18 protein-coding genes are annotated in these 18422 nt (G+C 69.0%); 14 read left to right on the forward strand and 4 right to left on the reverse strand.

What is annotated here, in order from left to right:
* Nucleotides 1-10: 10 nt before the first annotated feature.
* From infB to MKCMC460_RS11125, 8 genes are all read left to right on the forward strand, one after another.
* Complete coding sequence (gene infB / locus MKCMC460_RS11090; protein WP_238305703.1) at nt 11-2875, forward strand: translation initiation factor IF-2; 2865 nt, start codon at nt 11-13, stop codon at nt 2873-2875.
* Between the two features lie 11 nt (nt 2876-2886).
* On the forward strand, nt 2887-3420 hold the full coding sequence (rbfA, locus tag MKCMC460_RS11095) for a 30S ribosome-binding factor RbfA (RefSeq protein ID WP_236976494.1): 534 nt from the start codon (nt 2887-2889) through the stop codon (nt 3418-3420).
* On the forward strand, nt 3383-4405 hold the full coding sequence (locus MKCMC460_RS11100; RefSeq protein ID WP_236976493.1) for a bifunctional oligoribonuclease/PAP phosphatase NrnA: 1023 nt from the start codon (nt 3383-3385) through the stop codon (nt 4403-4405). Before rbfA ends, MKCMC460_RS11100 begins: the two co-directional genes overlap by 38 nt.
* Nucleotides 4406-4408: 3 nt before the next feature.
* Nucleotides 4409-5719: an MATE family efflux transporter gene (locus MKCMC460_RS11105; RefSeq protein WP_236976492.1), complete on the forward strand. Its 1311-nt coding sequence runs from the start codon at nt 4409-4411 to the stop codon at nt 5717-5719.
* A gap of 159 nt (nt 5720-5878) precedes the next feature.
* A complete protein-coding gene (locus MKCMC460_RS11110; RefSeq protein ID WP_236976490.1) occupies nt 5879-6775 on the forward strand; it encodes a carbohydrate ABC transporter permease in 897 nt (298 codons plus the stop codon).
* On the forward strand, nt 6772-7605 hold the full coding sequence (locus MKCMC460_RS11115) for a carbohydrate ABC transporter permease (protein WP_238305705.1): 834 nt from the start codon (nt 6772-6774) through the stop codon (nt 7603-7605). Before MKCMC460_RS11110 ends, MKCMC460_RS11115 begins: the two co-directional genes overlap by 4 nt.
* 2 nt (nt 7606-7607) lie before the next feature.
* The gene (locus tag MKCMC460_RS11120) at nt 7608-8924 is read left to right on the forward strand and encodes an ABC transporter substrate-binding protein (RefSeq protein WP_236976488.1); all 1317 of its coding nucleotides are present in this window, start codon (nt 7608-7610) and stop codon (nt 8922-8924) included.
* Nucleotides 8917-9990: an ABC transporter ATP-binding protein gene (locus MKCMC460_RS11125; RefSeq protein ID WP_236976487.1), complete on the forward strand. Its 1074-nt coding sequence runs from the start codon at nt 8917-8919 to the stop codon at nt 9988-9990. The genes MKCMC460_RS11120 and MKCMC460_RS11125 overlap by 8 nt, the downstream gene beginning before the upstream one ends.
* 7 nt (nt 9991-9997) lie before the next feature.
* Here MKCMC460_RS11125 and MKCMC460_RS11130 read toward each other — a convergent pair whose 3' ends face one another.
* Both MKCMC460_RS11130 and MKCMC460_RS11135 read right to left on the reverse strand, forming a co-directional pair.
* Entirely contained in the window at nt 9998-10390 is a 393-nt protein-coding gene (locus tag MKCMC460_RS11130; RefSeq protein WP_236976486.1) for a hypothetical protein, read from the reverse strand.
* Nucleotides 10391-10394: 4 nt separating this feature from the next.
* Nucleotides 10395-11144 (reverse strand): enoyl-CoA hydratase, encoded by a 750-nt coding sequence (locus MKCMC460_RS11135; protein WP_236976485.1) that lies wholly within the window; start codon nt 11142-11144, stop codon nt 10395-10397.
* 127 nt (nt 11145-11271) lie between these two features.
* Between MKCMC460_RS11135 and MKCMC460_RS11140 the strand changes: the two genes are divergently transcribed.
* The gene (locus MKCMC460_RS11140; RefSeq protein ID WP_236976484.1) at nt 11272-11541 is read left to right on the forward strand and encodes a DUF2277 family protein; all 270 of its coding nucleotides are present in this window, start codon (nt 11272-11274) and stop codon (nt 11539-11541) included.
* On the forward strand, nt 11538-12083 hold the full coding sequence (locus MKCMC460_RS11145; RefSeq protein ID WP_236976483.1) for a DUF1802 family protein: 546 nt from the start codon (nt 11538-11540) through the stop codon (nt 12081-12083). The genes MKCMC460_RS11140 and MKCMC460_RS11145 overlap by 4 nt, the downstream gene beginning before the upstream one ends.
* Here the strand turns inward: MKCMC460_RS11145 and MKCMC460_RS11150 are convergent.
* Both MKCMC460_RS11150 and MKCMC460_RS11155 read right to left on the reverse strand, forming a co-directional pair.
* Entirely contained in the window at nt 12042-13757 is a 1716-nt protein-coding gene (locus MKCMC460_RS11150; protein WP_370653110.1) for a CocE/NonD family hydrolase, read from the reverse strand. The two genes, MKCMC460_RS11145 and MKCMC460_RS11150, sit on opposite strands and share 42 nt — an antisense overlap.
* 42 nt (nt 13758-13799) lie before the next feature.
* Nucleotides 13800-14381 carry a DUF3558 domain-containing protein gene (locus MKCMC460_RS11155; RefSeq protein ID WP_238305707.1) on the reverse strand — a complete coding sequence of 194 codons (582 nt, stop codon included), beginning with the start codon at nt 14379-14381 and terminating at the stop codon, nt 13800-13802.
* Nucleotides 14382-14526: 145 nt separating this feature from the next.
* Here MKCMC460_RS11155 and MKCMC460_RS11160 point away from each other — a divergent pair, with 145 nt between their 5' ends.
* The 4 genes from MKCMC460_RS11160 to MKCMC460_RS11175 all read left to right on the forward strand — a co-directional run bounded on the left by MKCMC460_RS11160 (nt 14527) and on the right by MKCMC460_RS11175 (nt 18419).
* Nucleotides 14527-15486 (forward strand): metallophosphoesterase, encoded by a 960-nt coding sequence (locus MKCMC460_RS11160; RefSeq protein WP_255730692.1) that lies wholly within the window; start codon nt 14527-14529, stop codon nt 15484-15486.
* Nucleotides 15483-16163, forward strand: coding sequence for a 4'-phosphopantetheinyl transferase (locus MKCMC460_RS11165; RefSeq protein ID WP_236976482.1), 681 nt, complete (start codon nt 15483-15485; stop codon nt 16161-16163). The genes MKCMC460_RS11160 and MKCMC460_RS11165 overlap by 4 nt, the downstream gene beginning before the upstream one ends.
* Nucleotides 16160-17062 (forward strand): tRNA pseudouridine(55) synthase TruB, encoded by a 903-nt coding sequence (truB, locus tag MKCMC460_RS11170; RefSeq protein ID WP_236976481.1) that lies wholly within the window; start codon nt 16160-16162, stop codon nt 17060-17062. Before MKCMC460_RS11165 ends, truB begins: the two co-directional genes overlap by 4 nt.
* 154 nt (nt 17063-17216) lie before the next feature.
* Nucleotides 17217-18419: a lipid-transfer protein gene (locus MKCMC460_RS11175; protein WP_255731315.1), complete on the forward strand. Its 1203-nt coding sequence runs from the start codon at nt 17217-17219 to the stop codon at nt 18417-18419.
* Nucleotides 18420-18422 lie beyond the last annotated feature (3 nt).

Raw genomic sequence — 18422 nt, forward strand, 5'->3', positions numbered from 1 at the left:
AGGAGATGTAGTGGCAGGTAAGGCCCGCGTACACGAGTTGGCAAAGGAACTCGGTGTCACCAGCAAGGAAGTGCTCGCCCGGCTTAATGAACAGGGCGAATTCGTCAAGTCCGCGTCGTCGACGGTGGAGGCGCCGGTAGCCCGGCGGCTACGCGAGTCGTTCGGCGGCGGCAAGGCGGCACCCGCGAAGGGCGCCGCGCAAAGCCCGGCGGCCAAGGCACCCGACAAGGTCGCGGCCGGCGCGAAGCCGTCGGACGCCGCCCTGGACCGGGCGCTGGACAAGGCGGTCGGCAACGGGACGACGTCACCCGCCGTCGCCAAGCCGGCAGACCCCAGCCGCGCGGCCCGTCCGGCCGCTGCGGCCTCGGCAGCTCCGGCAGCTCCGGCAGCTCCGGCCGCCTCCACCGCGGCGGCCACCCCAGCTGCTCCGACGGCTCCGGTGGCCAAGCCCACCGCGCCGGCCCCGCCGACCCCGGGCCCGCAAGCTCCGGCTCCGGGTCAGCCGCCCAGCCCGCAGGCACCGCAGCCGGGCATGACACCCGGCCCCCGGCCCGGACCCGCGCCCAAGCCGGGCGTTCGCACCCCGCGCGTCGGCAACAACCCGTTCTCGTCGGCGCAGCCCGTCGATCGGCCCATTCCGCGGCCGCATCCGCAGGCTCCGCGACCCGGTGCGCCCCGTCCGGGTGCACCGCGCCCAGGCGGTGCCTCGCCCGGCAGCATGCCCCCGCGTCCCGGTGGTGCCGGCGGTCCCCGTCCGCCGCGTACCGGTGCGCCCCGCCCCGGCGGCGCCCGTCCCGGGCCCAGTGGCGGTCGGTCCGACGGCGGCGGCGGTAACTACCGCGGCGGTGGTGGCGTCGGCGCCGCTCCCGGCGGCGGTGGCGGCTTCCGCGGCCGTCCCGGTGGCGGTGGCCCCGGCGGCGGTGGCGGCGGCGGTGGCCGTCCGGGCCAGCGTGGCGGTGCGGCCGGTGCATTCGGCCGTCCCGGCGGCGCGCCCCGGCGTGGCCGCAAGTCCAAGCGGGCCAAACGCGCCGAGTACGAGAACATGCAGGCCCCGGTCGTCGGAGGGGTGCGGCTGCCGCACGGCAACGGCGAGACCATCCGGCTGGCCCGCGGCGCCTCGCTGAGCGACTTCGCCGACAAGATCAACGCCAACCCGGCCGCGCTGGTGCAGGCGCTGTTCAACCTCGGGGAGATGGTCACCGCCACCCAATCGGTGGGCGACGAGACCCTCGAGCTGCTGGGCAGCGAGATGAACTATGTGGTCCAGGTGGTCAGCCCGGAGGACGAGGACCGCGAACTGCTGGAGTCCTTCGACCTCACCTACGGCGAGGACGAGGGCGGCGAGGAGGAACTCGAACAGCGTCCGCCGGTCGTCACCGTGATGGGTCACGTCGACCACGGCAAGACCCGCCTGCTGGACACCATCCGTAAGGCCAACGTCCGCGAGGGCGAGGCCGGCGGCATCACCCAGCACATCGGCGCCTACCAGGTCAGCGTCGAGCACGACGGCAACGAGCGACTGATCACCTTCATCGACACCCCGGGTCACGAGGCGTTCACCGCCATGCGTGCCCGCGGCGCCAAGGCCACCGACATCGCCATCCTGGTGGTCGCGGCCGACGACGGTGTGATGCCGCAGACGGTGGAGGCCATCAACCACGCGCAGGCGGCCGACGTGCCGATCGTGGTGGCGGTCAACAAGATCGACAAGGAGGGCGCCGACCCGGCCAAGATCCGCGGTCAGCTCACCGAGTACGGCCTGGTCGCCGAGGAGTTCGGCGGCGAGACCATGTTCGTCGACATCTCGGCCAAGCAGGGCACCAACATCGAGGCGCTCGAGGAGGCGGTGCTGCTGACCGCCGACGCCGCCCTGGACCTGCGGGCCAACCCCGACATGGAAGCCCAGGGTGTGGCCATCGAGGCGCACCTGGACCGTGGCCGTGGCCCGGTGGCCACCGTGCTGGTGCAGCGCGGCACGCTGCGGGTGGGCGACTCGGTGGTCGCCGGCGACGCCTACGGCCGGGTTCGCCGGATGGTCGACGAACACGGCGACGACGTCGAGGAGGCGCTGCCGTCGCGTCCGGTGCAGGTCATCGGCTTCACGTCGGTGCCCGGCGCCGGTGACAACTTCCTGGTCGTCGACGAAGACCGCATCGCCCGCCAGATCGCCGACCGGCGCAGCGCCCGCAAGCGCAACGCGCTGGCCGCCCGCAGCCGTAAGCGGATCAGCCTGGAGGACCTGGACTCGGCGCTGAAGGAAACCAGCCAGCTGAACCTGATCCTCAAGGGCGACAACGCGGGTACCGTCGAGGCGCTGGAAGAGGCCCTGATGGGGATCGAGGTCGACGACGAGGTCGCCCTGCGGGTCATCGACCGCGGTGTCGGTGGCATCACCGAGACCAACGTGAACCTGGCGTCGGCGTCGGACGCGATCATCATCGGCTTCAACGTGCGGGCCGAGGGCAAGGCGACCGAGCTGGCCAACCGCGAGGGTGTGGAGATCCGCTACTACTCGGTGATCTACCAGGCGATCGACGAGATCGAGAAGGCCCTGCGCGGCATGCTCAAGCCGATCTACGAGGAGAACCAGCTCGGTCGCGCCGAGATCCGCGCGATCTTCCGGTCCTCCAAGGTCGGCATCATCGCCGGCTGCATGATCACCTCCGGGGTGGTGCGCCGCAACGCCAAGGCGCGGTTGCTGCGGGACAACATCGTGGTCACCGAGAACCTGTCGATCAACTCGCTGCGCCGGGAGAAGGACGACGTCACCGAGGTTCGCGAGGGCTTCGAATGCGGTCTGACCCTGGGTTATTCGGACATCAAGGAAGGCGACATCATCGAGTCGTTCGAGTTGGTGGAGAAGCAACGTGGGTAGGAGTCTGCGTCATGGCTGACCCCGCCCGGGCGCGCCGGCTGGCCAAGCGGATCTTCACCATCGTCGCCTCGGCGATCGAGTACGAGATCAAGGATCCGGGCCTGGCCGGGGTGACCATCGTCGACGCCAAGGTCACCAACGACCTGCACGACGCGACCCTGTACTACACGGTGATGGGTCCCACGCTCGACGACGAGCCGGACTACGAGGCAGCGGCCGCGGCGCTGGAGCGGGCCAGGGGCGTACTGCGCACCAAGGTCGGAGCCGGCACCGGGGTACGCTTCACGCCCACCTTGACGTTCATCCGGGACACCACGGCCGATTCGGTGAACCGGATGGAAGAGTTGCTGGCTCGCGCCCGCGCGGCGGATGCTGATCTGGCGCGGGTGCGGGTGGGTGCGAAGCCGGCCGGGGAGGCCGACCCGTACCGTGACAGTGGGACGGCGGCCGAACCGTCGACCGCCGGGGGACTTGGCAGTGCGAGTGGGCTCGAAGCTGAGGACACCGATGACGACAACCGATCGCAAGATCGACCTGAAGACTGAGCTGACCAGCATGCCGCGCCCTGAGGGGGCGCGCGTCGACGCCGTCGGCGCCGCCCAGTTGTTGTCGGATGCCGGTACGGTCGCGGTGATCTGTCACGTCCATCCGGACGCCGACACCATCGGGGCCGGCCTGGCGCTGGCCGCGGTGCTCGACCGGTGCGACAAGCGCGTCGAGGTCAGCTTCGCCGCGCCGGACGAGCTGCCCGAGTCGCTGCGCTCGCTGCCCGGCGGTCACTTGCTGGTCAGCCCTGGCCAGCTGCACCGCGACGTCGACCTGGTGGTGACGGTCGACGTGCCCAGCCCGCACCGCCTCGGCAGCCTGCGTGAGCTGGCCGGACCCGGCCAGCAGCTGCTGGTGATCGATCACCACGCCTCCAACGGCATGTTCGGCACCGCGAACTTCGTCGACCTGACCGCGGATTCGACCACGATGATGATCGCCGAGATCCTCGACGTGTGGGGCAAGCCGATCGACATCGACGTAGCGCACTGCATCTATGCGGGGCTGACCACCGACACCGGGTCGTTCCGCTGGGCCAGCGCCCGCGCCCTGCGGTTGGCCGCCCGGCTGGTCGACCTCGGGGTGGACAACGCGTCCATCAGCCGGTCATTGATGGACAGCCACCCCTTCGCCTGGCTGCCGATGCTGTCCCGGGTGCTGGGCTCGGCCGAGTTGTGTCCCGACGCGGTCGGGGGCCGCGGCCTGGTCTACGCCGTGGTCGATCACCAGGAATGGCTCAACTCCCGCTCCGAGGAAGTCGAGAGCGTGGTGGACATCGTGCGCACCACCCAGCAGGCCGAGGTCGCCGCGGTGTTCAAAGAGGTCCAGCCGCGGCAGTGGTCGGTGTCGATGCGCGCCAAGAACGTCGACCTGGCTACCGTGGCGTCCGGGTTCGGCGGCGGCGGCCACCGGTTGGCCGCCGGCTACTCGACCAGCGGTTCCATCGAGGACGCCGTCGCGTCGCTGTGTGCCGCGTTGGGCTGAGCGATGACGGCACCGGCCGGCGGCGGTGCCAGTGGCCGGCGGATCGCCGCGCTGGCCCTGCCCGCCCTGGGGGTGCTGGCCGCCGAGCCGCTCTACCTGTTGTTCGACACCGCAGTGGTCGGTCGGCTCGGCGCGGTGTCGCTGGCGGGTCTGGCCATCGGCAGCCTGGTGCTGGGCCTGGTCGGATCCGGATCGACATTTCTGTCGTACGGGACGACCGCGCGCTCGGCGCGCCAGTTCGGAGCCGGCGACCGTGCGGCTGCCGTCCACGAAGGGGTGCAGGCCACCTGGATCGCCGTGGCCCTGGGCGTCGTGACCATCGCCGCGGTCCAGGTCGTTGCGGTGCCGGCGGTGTCGGCGATCGCGGGCAGCGCCGCGGTCGCGACGGCCGCCCTGCCCTGGCTGCGGATCGCGATCCTGGGCGTGCCGGCCATCCTGGTCTCGCTGGCCGGAAACGGGTGGATGCGCGGCGTGCAGGACACGGTGCGGCCGCTGCGCCACGTGGTGGCCGGATTCGCGTTGTCGGCGCTGCTGTGCCCGCTGCTGGTGTACGGCTGGCTGGGCTTGCCCCGGCTGGGGTTGGTCGGGTCGGCGGTGGCCAACCTGGCCGGCCAGTGGCTGGCGGCATTGTTGTTCGCCGGCGCGCTGCTGGCCGAGCGGGTGGCGCTGCGGCCGGACCGGCCGGTGCTGCGCAACCAGCTGGTGATGGCCCGGGACCTGATCGTGCGGACGCTGGCTTTCCAGGTCTGCTACGTCTCGGCGGCCGCGGTGGCAGCCCGGTTCGGCGCCGCCGCGCTGGCGGCGCATCAGATTGTGCTGCAGCTGTGGACGTTTCTGGCGCTGGTCCTGGATTCGTTGGCCATCGCGGCACAGTCGCTGGTGGGCGCCGCTTTAGGGGCCGGCGACGTCGCGCACGCGAAATGGGTGGCGCGGCGGGTGACGTGGTTCTCGCTGCTGGCCGCCGCGATCCTGGCGGTTGGGCTGGGGGCGGGGTCGGCGGTGCTGCCGGGACTGTTCACCGACGACGCATCGGTGCTTTCGGCGATCGGTGTGCCGTGGTGGTTCCTGGTGGCCCAAATGCCGGTCGCCGGAATAGTTTTCGCGTTGGACGGGGTGTTGCTAGGCGCCGGTGACGCCGCGTTCATGCGCACCGCGACGGCGACCAGCGCGCTGCTGGGCTACCTGCCGCTGATCTGGTTGTCGTTGGCTTTCGGGTGGGGGCTGGCCGGCATCTGGTCGGGGCTGAGCCTGTTCATGGTGCTGCGGTTGATGTTCGGCGGGTGGCGGGCGCTGTCGGGTCGCTGGGCGCGGTAGCGTCTGCGTTCCCGGCCCGCTCCCGCGGCCCCCCCGCCCCGCCCCGCGGCCCCCCGCCCCGCGAGCGTCACGCCAGCGTGTCTCGCGTCGCCGGGCGCTGCGCTGGCGTGACGTTCGGCGGTAACGGCCCGGCGGGTAGGCGAGCGATACACTGCGCCGGTGACGACCCCACGTCCACGGCTCCGGTCGCGTCGGGACTACGCACTGTTCGTGGTGTTGGTGGGCCCCAACCTGGCCTTGTTGTCGTTGTTCATCTACCGGCCGTTGGCCGACAACATCCGACTGTCGTTCTTCGACTGGAACATCTCCGACCCGCGGGCGCAGTTCGTCGGGTTTTCCAACTACGCCGAGTGGTTCACCCGCGCGGACACGGCCCAGATTCTGCTCAACACCGTGGTGTTCACCGTGGCCGCGGTGGTCGGTTCGATGGTGTTGGGGCTGGCCCTGGCCATGCTGCTCGACCAACCGCTGCGCGGACGAAACCTGGTGCGCTCCACGGTGTTCGCGCCGTTCGTCATCTCCGGCGCGGCCGTTGGCCTGGCCGCCCAGTTCGTCTTCGACCCGCATTTCGGTCTGATCCAGGACCTGCTGCACCGCATCGGGGCCGGGGTGCCCGATTTCTACCAGGATGCGCACTGGGCGATGTTCATGGTGACCGTCACCTATGTCTGGAAGAACCTCGGCTACACCTTCGTCATCTATCTGGCCGCGCTGCAGGGGGTGCGCCGAGATCTGTTGGAAGCGGCCGAGATCGACGGCGCCGGCCGCTGGACCACGTTTCGCCGGGTATTGCTGCCGCAGCTGCGTCCCACCACCTTCTTCCTGTCCATCACCGTGCTGATCAATTCGCTGCAGGTGTTCGACGTGATCAACGTGATGACCCGTGGCGGCCCGGAGGGCACCGGCACCACCACGATGGTCTTCCAGGTGTACGTGGAGACCTTCCGCAACTTCCGCGCCGGTTACGGAGCCACCGTGGCCACGATCATGTTCCTGGTGTTGCTGGCCATCACCTACTACCAGGTACGCGTGATGGATCGCGAGCAGCGACAATGACTTCCGATGCGCTCCGGCCCGCTCGCCTGCTCGGCTACGCGGCGATGCTGCTGGTGATCCTGTTGATCGCCGGTCCGCTGACGTTCGTGTTCTTCACGTCGTTCAAGCAGCAGCCCGACATCTATTCCCAACCCACCACCTGGTGGCCGCCGCACTGGTATCCGCAGAACTACCGGACCGCCACCCATCAGATCCCGTTCTGGACATACCTGCGCAACTCGGTGATCATCACAACCGTTCTGGCGCTGGTGAAGTTCGTGCTCGGCGTGCTCAGCGCGTTCGGCCTGGTTTTCGTGCGGTTCCCGGGGCGCAACGCGGTGTTCCTGTTGATCATCGCCGCGCTGATGGTGCCCAACCAGATCACCGTGATCTCCAATTACGCGCTGATTTCACAGCTGGGGCTGCGCAACACCTTCCCGGGCATCATCCTGCCGCTGGCCGGTGTCGCGTTCGGAACGTTCTTGATGCGCAACCACTTTCTGTCGCTGCCCGCCGAGGTCATCGAGGCGGCCCGGATGGACGGCGCGCGGTGGTGGCAGCTGCTGCTGCGGGTGGTGTTGCCGATGTCGGGACCCACCATGGTCGCCTTCGGCATCATCACCGTGGTCAACGAGTGGAACGAATACCTGTGGCCCTTCCTGATGTCCGACGACGAATCGGTGGCCCCGCTGCCGGTCGGCCTGACCTTCCTGCAGCAGGCCGAGGGCGTGACCAACTGGGGTCCGGTGATGGCGGTGACCCTGCTGGCGATGCTGCCGATCCTGCTCATCTTCGTCGCCCTGCAACGCCAGATGATCAAGGGCCTGACCTCGGGCGCGGTGAAGGGGTGAGCATGGTTGCACCAGAAACCTTGAGCCGCAGAAGGTTTCTGTCGCTGACCGCGGCCGCCGGGATGACTGCCGGCTGCGCGGCGATGGGCGGACCCAGGCCCGTCAAGTCCGGCAGCGGCCCAATCGCGTTCTGGTCCAACCACCCCGGCCTGTCGACCGCGGTGGAGAAAGAGCTGATCAACCGCTTTCAAGCGGAGTTTCCGGGGTTGCAGGTCAAGTTGATCGACGCGGGCAAGGACTACGACGAGGTGGCGCAGAAGTTCAACGCCGCCGTCATCGGCGCCGACGTGCCCGATGTCGTCGTGCTGGACGACATCTGGTGGTTCCATTTCGCACTCAGCGGGGTGATAGCCCCACTCGATGACCTGTTTCGGCAAGTAGGGGTTCAGACCTCGGACTATGTCGACTCGCTGTTGGCCGACTACGCGTTCGACGGCCACCACTACGCGCTGCCCTACGCGCGCTCCACGCCGCTGTTCTACTACAACAAAGCCAGGTGGGAACAGGCCGGCTTGCCCGACCGCGGCCCCAGTTCCTGGAAGGAGTTCGACGACTGGGGCCCGCGGCTGCAAAGGGTGGTGGGACAACGCAATTGGGCACACGGCTGGGCCAATTCGGAGGGCATCTCCTGGACCTTCGAGGGGCCCAACTGGGCGTTCGGTGGCGCATATTCGGACAAGTGGGAGCTGAGGTTCACCGACCCGCAGACCATCGCGGCGGGCACGTTCCTACACGACTCGATTCATGTCAAGCGTTATGCGGCCGTCGCCAACAACATCGCCAACGAGTTCGCCACCGGCATCCTGGCCTCGACGGTGGCGTCGACGGGCGCGCTGGTCGGCATCACCGCGCAGGCCCGATTCGACTTCGGGGTGGCGCCGTTGCCCACCGGCCCCGGCGGTGCGCCCGCCTGCCCGACGGGTGGGGCCGGGCTGGCGATCCCGGCGAATCTGTCTGAGGAGCGAAAACGCAACGCGGTCAAGTTCATTGCCTACCTCACCAACCCGCAGAACACCGCCTATTTCAGTCAGCGCACCGGATACCTGGCGGTGCGCAAGTCAGCGGTGGACGATCCCAGCCAGCAGCAGTATCTGGCCGACAATCCGCGCGCCCGGGTGGCGTTCGACCAACTCCCGAACACCCGACCGCAGGACTACGCCCGGGTGTTCCTGCCAGGTGCCGACCGCGTCATCTCGGCCGGGCTGGAGTCCATCGGGCTGCGGGGAGCCGACGTGCGCTCGACCTTCACCGACATCCAGCGACAATTGCAGGTCATCTACGACCGGCAGATCAAACGGAAGCTGCCCGACCGTGGCTAGCGTGCAGTACCGCGCCGTCACGCACCGCTATCCGGGCGCCGAAGCCCCGTCGGTGGACCGGCTTGATCTCGACATCGCCGACGGCGAGTTCCTGGTGCTGGTCGGCCCGTCCGGTTGCGGCAAATCCACCACGCTGCGGATGCTGGCCGGCCTGGAACCCGTTGCAAGTGGCAGCATTACGATCGGCGACGTCGATGTCACCGCGCTGCCGGCGCGGGCCCGCGACGTGGCGATGGTGTTCCAGAACTACGCGCTGTACCCGAACATGACGGTGGCCGGCAACATGGGTTTCGCACTGCGCAACGCCGGAGTGTCGCGCGCCGACACCAAGCGGCGCGTCGAAGAAGTCGCCGCGATGCTGGAGCTGACCGAACTGCTGGACCGCAAGCCGTCGAAACTGTCCGGCGGGCAACGTCAGCGGGTCGCGATGGGTCGGGCCATCGTGCGCCGGCCGCGGGTGTTCTGCATGGACGAGCCGTTGTCCAACCTGGACGCCAAACTGCGGGTCAGCACCCGCTCGCAAATCTCGGGCCTGCAGCGCCGTTTGGGCACCACCACCGTCTACGTCACCCACGACCAGGTGGAGGCGATGACGATGGGGGACCGGGTTGCCGTGCTCAAAGACGTTGTGCTGCAACAGGTCGACACGCCGCGCGCGCTGTACGACGATCCGGTGAACACCTTCGTCGCGACATTCATCGGGGCCCCGTCGATGAACCTGCTGGAGGTCGCAGTGGCCGACGGGACGGTGCGCTCCGCCGGCTTGGGCATCCCGGTGCCACGGGGCGCATCCGAGCGGGTGCTGATGGGTGTCCGACCGGAGTCCTGGGATGTCACGCCCGCGGGCACACCGGGTGCGCTGTCCGTGCACGTCGAACTGGTCGAGGAACTCGGCTTCGAATCGTTCGTCTACGCAACGCCATTGGGCAACGAAACCGGCAACCAGCGCATCGTGTTCCGCACCGACCGCCGCACCGCGGTCGGCGTGGGGGAGACCCTGGCGATCGTGCCGCACCCGCACGAGGTGTGCTTCTTCGACAGCGAGACGACGCACCGCATCGGCTAGGCCGCGGTCACCTACCGGCGGGCAGACCGGCCATCCACACGCCCACCGAGACGCCGTAGGTCACGAGGACGATTCCCAGACCCGCGGCCGGCCAGATCCACATAGGAGACCGCCGGGCCGCCGCCACGGCGATTCCGGTACCGGCCAGCAGCAGGGCGACCACGACCCCGCCGCCCGCGACGGCCGCCGCGGTAAGTGTCTGGTGCACAAAGTGATCGACTTGCGGACTGTCGCAGTTGTCACTACAGATCGGCATCATCAACCACAGCATCAGCGCCGCCGCGGAAACGACCGCTACCGCCGAGGCCACCGCCTGCGCAATCGACAGCACCACCGTCGCCCCGACATCCGTGCTGCTGCGCCGCGGCGGCGGCCAGTAGCCCGGCTGCTGCGGGTGCATGCGATCAGCGCACCTGCGAACGTCCGCGCTGCAGCACCGCGGCGCGGTTCGCGGCGATGTCGTCGCCGCTGGTTTTGAACTGCCGGGCCGCTGCGGCTTCCAGCCACAGGCCGCCGCCGATCTGCGCGTCGTCGATGTGGTGGTAGGAGGCGAGCAGCGCGCGCACCGCGTCCTGGTTGTTGCCGACGATGGAGGCCGCGACCTGACGAGCGGTTGGCAGCAGCTGGTCGTGCGGGACCACCTCGGTGACCAGGCCCGCGCGCAGCGCGTCGGCGGCCGAGATGTAGTCGCCGGTCATGCTCATCCGGCGGGCCAGGCCCACGCCCACCTTCTGCGGCAATCGCACGCTCAGGCCCCAGGTGGGCAGCAGACCGACCCTGGCGTGGGTGTCGGCAAACCGCGCCTGCTCGGAAGCGATCAGGATGTCGCAGTACAGCGCCAGCTCGAGCCCGCCGGTGACGGCGGCGCCGTTGATCGCGCCGATCACCGGTTTGGTCAGGGCCGGCCAGCGCGGGGAGATGTCCGGCAGCGCCGTCTGATCGCCGAGTTCCTTCAGGTCCAGCCCGGCGCAGAACACCGGGTCGGCGCCGGTGACGATGACGACGTCGACGCCGTCGTCGGTCTCGGCGTCGGCCAGGGCGCCGAAGAACTGGTCGCGTAGTGCCGCGGACAGGGCGTTGCGGGACTGCGGACGGTTCAGGGTCAGGGTGCGCACTCGTGCGTCGGTCTCGATCAGCAGGATGTCGTCGGTCATGGCCTTCACCGTAGCCGTCGCCCGGGTGCGCATCTGGCGACGGCAGCTGGCCGAGCACGTCGGCACCATCGGCAACCCCCGTCCACACACCTTCGCGTAGTTGCCGCCCCGGCTTATGGTGGACGCCATGTGCCGCAACATCACCGAACTGCGCGGACTCGAACCGCCGGCCACCGCCCAGGAGATCGCCGCGGCCGCGCGGCAGTACGTGCGCAAGGTCAGCGGCATCACGCACCAGTCGGCGGCCAACGCCGAGGCGTTCGAAGCCGCCGTCGCCGAGGTCACCGCGACCACGGCGCGGTTGCTCGAGGCGCTTCCGGCCCGACGGCAACCGCCCCGGACCGTACCGCCGCTGCGCCGCCCCGAGGTGGTGGCCCGGCTCGCCAGGTCACAGTGACGCCCGCCCTGAAGGAGTGGAGCGCGGCCGTGCACGCGCTGCTCGACGGGCGCCAGACCGTCCTGCTGCGCAAGGGCGGCATCGGTGAGAAGCGTTTCGAAGTCGCCGCGCAGGATTTCCTGCTGTTCCCGACCGTGGCGCACAGCCATGCCGCGCGGGTCCGGCCGGAGCATCGGGGTTTGCTCGGGCCGGCGGCGCAGGACAGCGACGACGAACACGTGACGGTGCGTGCCGCTGCGAAAGTCGTTGCCGCAGTTGAGGTCAACCGGCTGGAAGGACTCAGCCAGATCGAGGATCTGCACATCTGGACCGCCGATTCGGTGCGCGCCGACCGGCTGGACTTTCGGCCCCGGCACAAACTCGCGGTGCTGGTGGTCTCGGCCCTACCGCTGGCCGAGCCGGTGCGGCTGCCCCGGACTCCCGAATACCGGGGTTGTACCAGCTGGGTAGAGCTGCCGGTGCGGCCGAGCCTGGCGGCGCCGGTGCACACCGAGGAGGCGTTAGCCGGCGTCGTCGCCCGCGTCCGCCGGGCGGTCAGCTGATCCGCGCCCGACCGGCAGCAGCAGGCGGGATTCGCCGAAGTGCACCGAATGCGTCGCCGGCTTGTGCTGCCGCGCGGTCAGCATCGGCTCCTCGGTGCCCAGGTTGCGCGCATAGCGGGGGAACCAGCTGCCGGTGATCAGCACTCGGACGCGTGAGCCGGCCGCGAAGCGGTGCGCAACGGCGTCCAGTTCGATGCGGACCCGGTGCGTGCCCGGCTCCAGCGGCCCGAGTCGCCGGTAGCCGTCGCTGAGGTTGCGGGACCTGCCCTTCGCGTCGACCTCGCTGACCCGGACGAACAGGTCGACGTTGGGGTTGTCGGCGCTGTGCTCCAACTCGATGACCGGGTTGCCGTACACGAACAGGTCGTGGGTGAGGGTGGCCCCGGTGAAGCTGAGCACGTCGTCGCGCATGGCGAGTTTGGTGTCGTCGCGGTAGCCGCCTTTCGGGGAGAGCAGCGGCCCGCCGATCGTCGGCGTGGGGTGGGCGGGGTCGTAGTGGAAATTGGCCGGCCGGGTCTTGGTGGTCGGCGGCTGGTCACCCAGGTGGCCGTAGGGCTGCAGGTAGAGCGCGTGTTCGGTGGTGGCTGGGGGCCAGTCCGCCAGGTGACGCCAGCCCTGCCCGGTGACGAAGATGTGCGCCGGGGACGGCCGGCGCGGCGCCGTGGCGCCGCCCAGGTGGGTATCGAGCCAGTCCAGGGTTTCCCGGGTACAGGTCGCCAGACCCTTGGTGAGCATCTGGGTGTGTGTCCAGGGACCGATCGTCAGTCCCACCTCGATGCCCCGGTCGCGCAGGTGCCGGTATTGCTGCAGCGTCTGCCGCAGAAAAATGTCCTGCCAACCGCTGAGCAGCAGCACCGGGACGTTGACGCGGTCCAGTGCGTCGGGGAAGCGCAGCTGGTCCCAGAACGGGTCGCCGTGGTGGGTGTCCACCCACGATTCGAACCAGGGCGCACCCTCGCCGAGCAGCGCACGGGCCGATTTGCCCATCGGCACCTCGGCGAGTGCGCGCGCCACTTTGCGGGGCCCGCTCAGCTGGCGGATGCCCGCTCGCAGCAGGCCGGGCTCCTCCTGGCGGGCCACCATCGCGCTCCAGCCCAGAAAGTCGTTGACGGCGAATGTGCCGGTGCCCCAAACGGATTCACGGAAGTCGTGCGGCCCCACCGTGATGACGGCGGTGGCCAGCTCCGGCGGCGGATCCTGAAGCAGAGCCCATTGGGTGAAGCCGAGATAGGACAGGCCGATGGTGGCGAAACTGCCGGTGAACCAGGGCTGCTCGCGCAGCCACTGCACCGTGTCGGCCCCGTCAGCGGCTTCGTTGACCATCGGTTCGAACTGGCCTGCGGATCCGAACGTGCCCCGCACGCTCTGCAGCACCACGTGGTAGCCGCGGGCCGCGTACAACCGGGCGAAGGCCAGCGAGAACGGGAACCGGCGGCCGTAGGGGCCGCGGGTGAGCAAGGTGCCGGCGGGCTTGGGCGTCAGCGGCGCATAGTGGTCGGCGACCAGGTGCACACCGTCGCGCATCGGTACCTGAACATGGTGCCTGGTGTAGCGCGTCGTGGCCCGGGGCAGGTGCAATGCCCTGCCCAGCGCGCCCAGGGCGACGCGGCCGCTCACTCCGGCTGCGCGGTCACGCAGCTTCAGGTCGTCGTGCTCGGTCGATGTGGTACTCACTTTTCCCACACTAGGGAAGGGCCGAAAGGCGCGTCGGGCGGGCTAGAACTTGTACATGGGTGCCAGCTCGTTGGCCCGCTGCAGGTTGGTGGACGGGCAGTCGACGTCGGGCTCGGAGTAGACCGTGGAGTAGAACAGCGACTGCTGGATCACCCCGTAGCTCGTCTTGAACGTCACCATGCAGGAGATGTACCAGTAGCTGTTGTGATACGTCGGCTTGAGCACCCAGTACTGCGCGGCGCGATGCCCCTGGACGGTGGTCTCGATGGCGTCCGGCGGCAACGTCTGAGCGTAGGTGCGCCAGACGATCGGCTCGACCGCCAGCTGGTAGTTCCCGGCGTCGAACTGGCAGCGCAGCCCTTCCTGGGGCTCCGGCGGGGTGAAGGCCAGGCCCAGCCGCTGCACGGCGTCGAACGGGATGTCGGTGCACGGGTCGAACGGGCTGGGATTCTGGGTCTCCACGATCGGGCTCTTCATCGTGGTTTCCATCGGCTGGGCCGTCGACCGCAATTCGACTACGCCTCGGTGTCCGGGAACCGGGCCGTGCTGCCAGCCCGCCACTCCCACCACGACGGCTGTGACCAGCGCACCGAACGCTGCGGCCAGACGCACCTTGGCGAACACGACACCCCCTGCTGTTGGCGGCCCTATTGCCGGGAGTGTACAAGTCGCGTCCGCGCAGTCACAGCGAAAACTGGAACTCGTTCTAGCCCCGCTCCGCCAGGCGGCAAATCGTGTCATCGGCGCCGGGTCGTTAGGGTGGTTAATCGTGACAGGGCATGAAGCGACCGGACAGCCGACGCTGTGGGCTGTCTCGGATCTGCACACCGGTCACATGGGCAACAAGCCGGTGACCGAGTCGCTGCACCCGTCGTCGCCGGACGACTGGCTGATTGTCTGCGGTGACGTCGCCGAACGCACCGACGAGATCCGCTGGGCGCTGGACCTGCTGCGGCGCCGCTTCGCCAAGGTGATCTGGGTGCCGGGCAACCACGAGCTGTGGACCACCAACCGTGATCCCATGCAGATCTTCGGCCGCTCCCGCTACGACTACCTGGTCAACATGTGCGACGAGATGGGCGTGATCACCCCCGAGCACCCGTGGCCGGTGTGGACCGAACGGGGTGGGCCGGCCACCATCGTGCCGATGTTCCTGCTCTACGACTACAGCTTCCTGCCACCCGGGGCGGCCAGCAAAGCCGAGGGCATGGCCATCGCAAAAGAACGCAACGTGGTCTGCACCGACGAGTTCCTGCTCTCCTGCGAGCCGTATCCCACCCGGGACGCCTGGTGCCGCGAGCGCGTCGCGAAAACCAGAGCTCGTCTGGAACAGCTGGACTGGATGCAGCCCACCGTCCTGGTCAACCATTTCCCGCTGGTGCGCGACCCCTGCGACGCGCTGTTCTACCCCGAGTTCTCGCTGTGGTGCGGCACCACCAAGACCGCCGACTGGCACACCCGCTACAACGCGGTCTGCTCGGTCTACGGCCATCTGCACATTCCCCGCACCACCTGGCACGACGACGTGCGCTTCGAGGAGGTGTCGGTCGGTTACCCGCGGGAGTGGCGGCGCCGCAAGCCCTACAGCTGGCTGCGGCAGGTGCTGCCCGACCCGCAGTACGCGCCGGGCTACCTCAACGACTTCGGCGGTCACTTCGTGATCACCCCGGAGATGAAGGCACAGGCCACCCAGTTCCGGGAAAAACTGCGGCAGCGGCAGAACCGGTGACGGCCGGCATGCTGGTGTCGGCGCTGCTGCCCGGCACCCTGATCGACGACATGGCTTACGCCGAGCTGTATTCCGATCCGCCCGGGCTGCAACCGATGCCCGAAGAGGAGCCGTTGATCGCCAAGTCGGTGGCCAAGCGGCGCAGCGAATTCATCACCGTGCGGCACTGCGCCCGGATCGCGCTCGGTGAGCTGGGTGTCGAGCCGGTGCCAATCCTCAAGGGAGACAAGGGCGAACCCCGCTGGCCCGACGGGATCGTGGGCAGCCTCACGCACTGCACCGGTTACCGTGGTGCGGTCGTGGGACGCAGCGAAGGGGTCCGCTCGGTGGGGATCGACGCCGAGCCGCACGATGTGCTGCCCAACGGTGTGCTGGACGCGATCAGCCTGCCCGCCGAGCGCAGCGAGATTCCGCGGGCACTGCCGGCCGGCCTGCACTGGGATCGAATCCTGTTCTGCGCCAAGGAGGCAACCTACAAGGCGTGGTTTCCGCTGACCAAGCGGTGGCTGGGGTTCGAGGATGCGCACATCACCTTCTCGGCGGATTCGGAATCGGCGGGCCGTTTCGTGTCCCGCATCCTGATCGACCCGGCCGCCGTGTCGGGTCCGCCGCTGACGTCGTTGGCCGGGCGGTGGTCGGTGCAGCGCGACCTGGTGCTCACCGCGATCGTGCTGTGAGCGGTCTCGGGCCGGGACTGGTGGTCGTTGACAAGCCCGCCGGGATGACCAGCCATGACGTGGTGGGCCGGTGCCGGCGGATCTTCGGCACCCGCCGGGTGGGTCACGCCGGCACGCTGGATCCGATGGCCACCGGGGTGCTGGTGATCGGTATCGAGCGGGCCACCAAGGTCCTCGGCTTGTTGACCGCGACGTCGAAGTCGTACGCGGCGACCATCCGGCTGGGTCAGACCACCTCCACCGAGGACGCCGAAGGTGAACTGCTGCAGTCGGTTTCAGCTGCGCACCTCACCGAGGAGGCGATCGAGACGGCGGTCGGCGGGCTGCGTGGCGACATCAGCCAGGTGCCGTCGGCGGTCAGCGCGATCAAGGTCGCCGGCCGGCGGGCCTATCAGCTGGCCCGTGCCGGTGAGGTGGTCGAGCTGGCGGCAAGGCCGGTGCGCATCGACCGGTTCGAGGTGTTGGCGGTGCGGCGGTCGGACGGGCTGGTCGACCTGGACGTGCGGGTGGATTGCTCGTCGGGCACCTACATTCGCGCGCTGGCCCGCGACCTCGGCGATGCGCTGGGAGTGGGTGGACATCTGACGTCGCTGCGGCGCACCCGGGTCGGCCGCTTCGACCTGAACCACGCGGTGACACTCGACGAGCTGGCCGAGCGCCCGCGGCTGAGCCTCAGTCTGGACGAGGCCTGCCTGCTGATGTTCCCGCGTCGCGAACTCACCGCCGAGGAAGCCGATGCCGCGGCCAACGGCCGGGCTCTGGCTGTGGCGGGTATCGACGGTGTGTACGCGGCCTGCGCCGCCGGCGATCGGGTGATCGCGCTGCTGCGGGACGAGGGGTCTCGCACCCGATCGGTGGTGGTAGTCCGCCCGGCGACGATGCAGTCCGGTACGGACTGAGGAGGAGCCGGGCAATCCGATTCCGCCCGGCGACCCTCTAACCACCCGCGGGGCCCGCGAGCGTAACGTCACTGCGAAATCCGCCCTTGAATTTTCGCGGTGGCGTTCACTCGCGAGGCCGGGCCCACGGAAGGGGACAAAGTTGTCCAGCAAGGTGTCCAACAAGTCAGCCAACAGGGTCTACGTCGTCGGCGTGGGCATGACGAAGTTCGAGAAGCCGGGTCGCCGCGAAGGCTGGGACTACCCGCAGATGGCCAAGGAATCGGGCACCAAGGCGCTCGAAGATGCCGGGGTCGACTACAGCGAGATCGAGCAGGGTTACGTCGGCTACGTGGCCGGCGATTCCACCAGCGGCCAGCGTGCTCTCTACGAGCTGGGCATGACGGGCATTCCGATCGTCAACGTCAACAACAACTGCTCGACCGGGTCCACCGCGCTGTACCTCGGCGCCCAAGCCATCCGCGGCGGCCTGGCCGACTGCGTGCTGGCGCTGGGCTTCGAGAAGATGCAGCCCGGGTCGCTTCAGGTCGGATCCCAGGACCGCGAGTCGCCGCTGGGTAAGCACGTCCAGGCGCTGGCCGCCATCGAGGAGTTCGCATTCCCGGTGGCGCCGTGGATGTTCGGGGCGGCCGGACGTGAGCACATGAAGAAGTACGGCACCACCGCCGAGCATTTCGCGAAGATCGGCTACAAGAACCACAAGCACTCGGTCAACAACCCGTATGCACAGTTCCAGGAGGAGTACTCGCTCGAGGACATCCTGGGCGCCAAGATGATCTCCGACCCGCTGACCAAACTGCAGTGCTCACCGACCTCGGACGGCTCGGCGGCGGTGGTGCTGGCCAGCGAGGAGTACGTGGCCAAGCACAATCTGGCCGGACAGGCCGTCGAGATCGTCGGACAGGCGATGACCACCGACTTCGAGTCGACCTTCGACGGCAGCGCCGCCAACATCATCGGCTACGACATGAATGTGCAAGCCGCTCAACGTGTCTACGACCAGTCCGGGCTGGGCCCGGACGACTTCCAGGTGATCGAGCTGCACGACTGCTTCTCGGCCAACGAGCTGCTGCTGTACGAGGCGCTGGGCCTGTGCGGCGAGGGCGAGGCGGCCAAGCTGATCGACGACAACCAGACCACCTACGGCGGACGCTGGGTGGTCAACCCCTCGGGCGGGCTGATCTCCAAGGGTCATCCACTGGGGGCGACCGGTCTGGCGCAGTGCTCGGAGCTCACCTGGCAGCTGCGCGGCACCGCCGACAAGCGCCAGGTCGACAACGTCACGGCCGCGCTGCAACACAACATCGGCCTCGGCGGTGCCGCCGTCGTCACCGCCTACCAGCGCGCCGAGCGCTGAACC

The organism is Mycobacterium sp. 20KCMC460 (assembly GCF_022179425.1).
In the GTDB taxonomy this organism is placed as follows: Bacteria; Actinomycetota; Actinomycetes; order Mycobacteriales; family Mycobacteriaceae; genus Mycobacterium; species Mycobacterium kiyosense.

Excerpts from the sequence above, each read along its gene's own strand:
- MKCMC460_RS11120 (WP_236976488.1), top strand. The coding sequence starts at position 7,608 with ATGGTTGCACCAGAAACCTTGAGCCGCAGAAGGTTTCTGTCGCTGACC.
- MKCMC460_RS11115 (WP_238305705.1), top strand. The coding sequence starts at position 6,772 with ATGACTTCCGATGCGCTCCGGCCCGCTCGCCTGCTCGGCTACGCGGCG.
- MKCMC460_RS11130 (WP_236976486.1), bottom strand. The coding sequence starts at position 10,390 with ATGCACCCGCAGCAGCCGGGCTACTGGCCGCCGCCGCGGCGCAGCAGC.
- MKCMC460_RS11140 (WP_236976484.1), top strand. The coding sequence starts at position 11,272 with ATGTGCCGCAACATCACCGAACTGCGCGGACTCGAACCGCCGGCCACC.
- rbfA (WP_236976494.1), top strand. The coding sequence starts at position 2,887 with ATGGCTGACCCCGCCCGGGCGCGCCGGCTGGCCAAGCGGATCTTCACC.
- MKCMC460_RS11100 (WP_236976493.1), top strand. The coding sequence starts at position 3,383 with ATGACGACAACCGATCGCAAGATCGACCTGAAGACTGAGCTGACCAGC.
- MKCMC460_RS11135 (WP_236976485.1), bottom strand. The coding sequence starts at position 11,144 with ATGACCGACGACATCCTGCTGATCGAGACCGACGCACGAGTGCGCACC.
- MKCMC460_RS11105 (WP_236976492.1), top strand. The coding sequence starts at position 4,409 with ATGACGGCACCGGCCGGCGGCGGTGCCAGTGGCCGGCGGATCGCCGCG.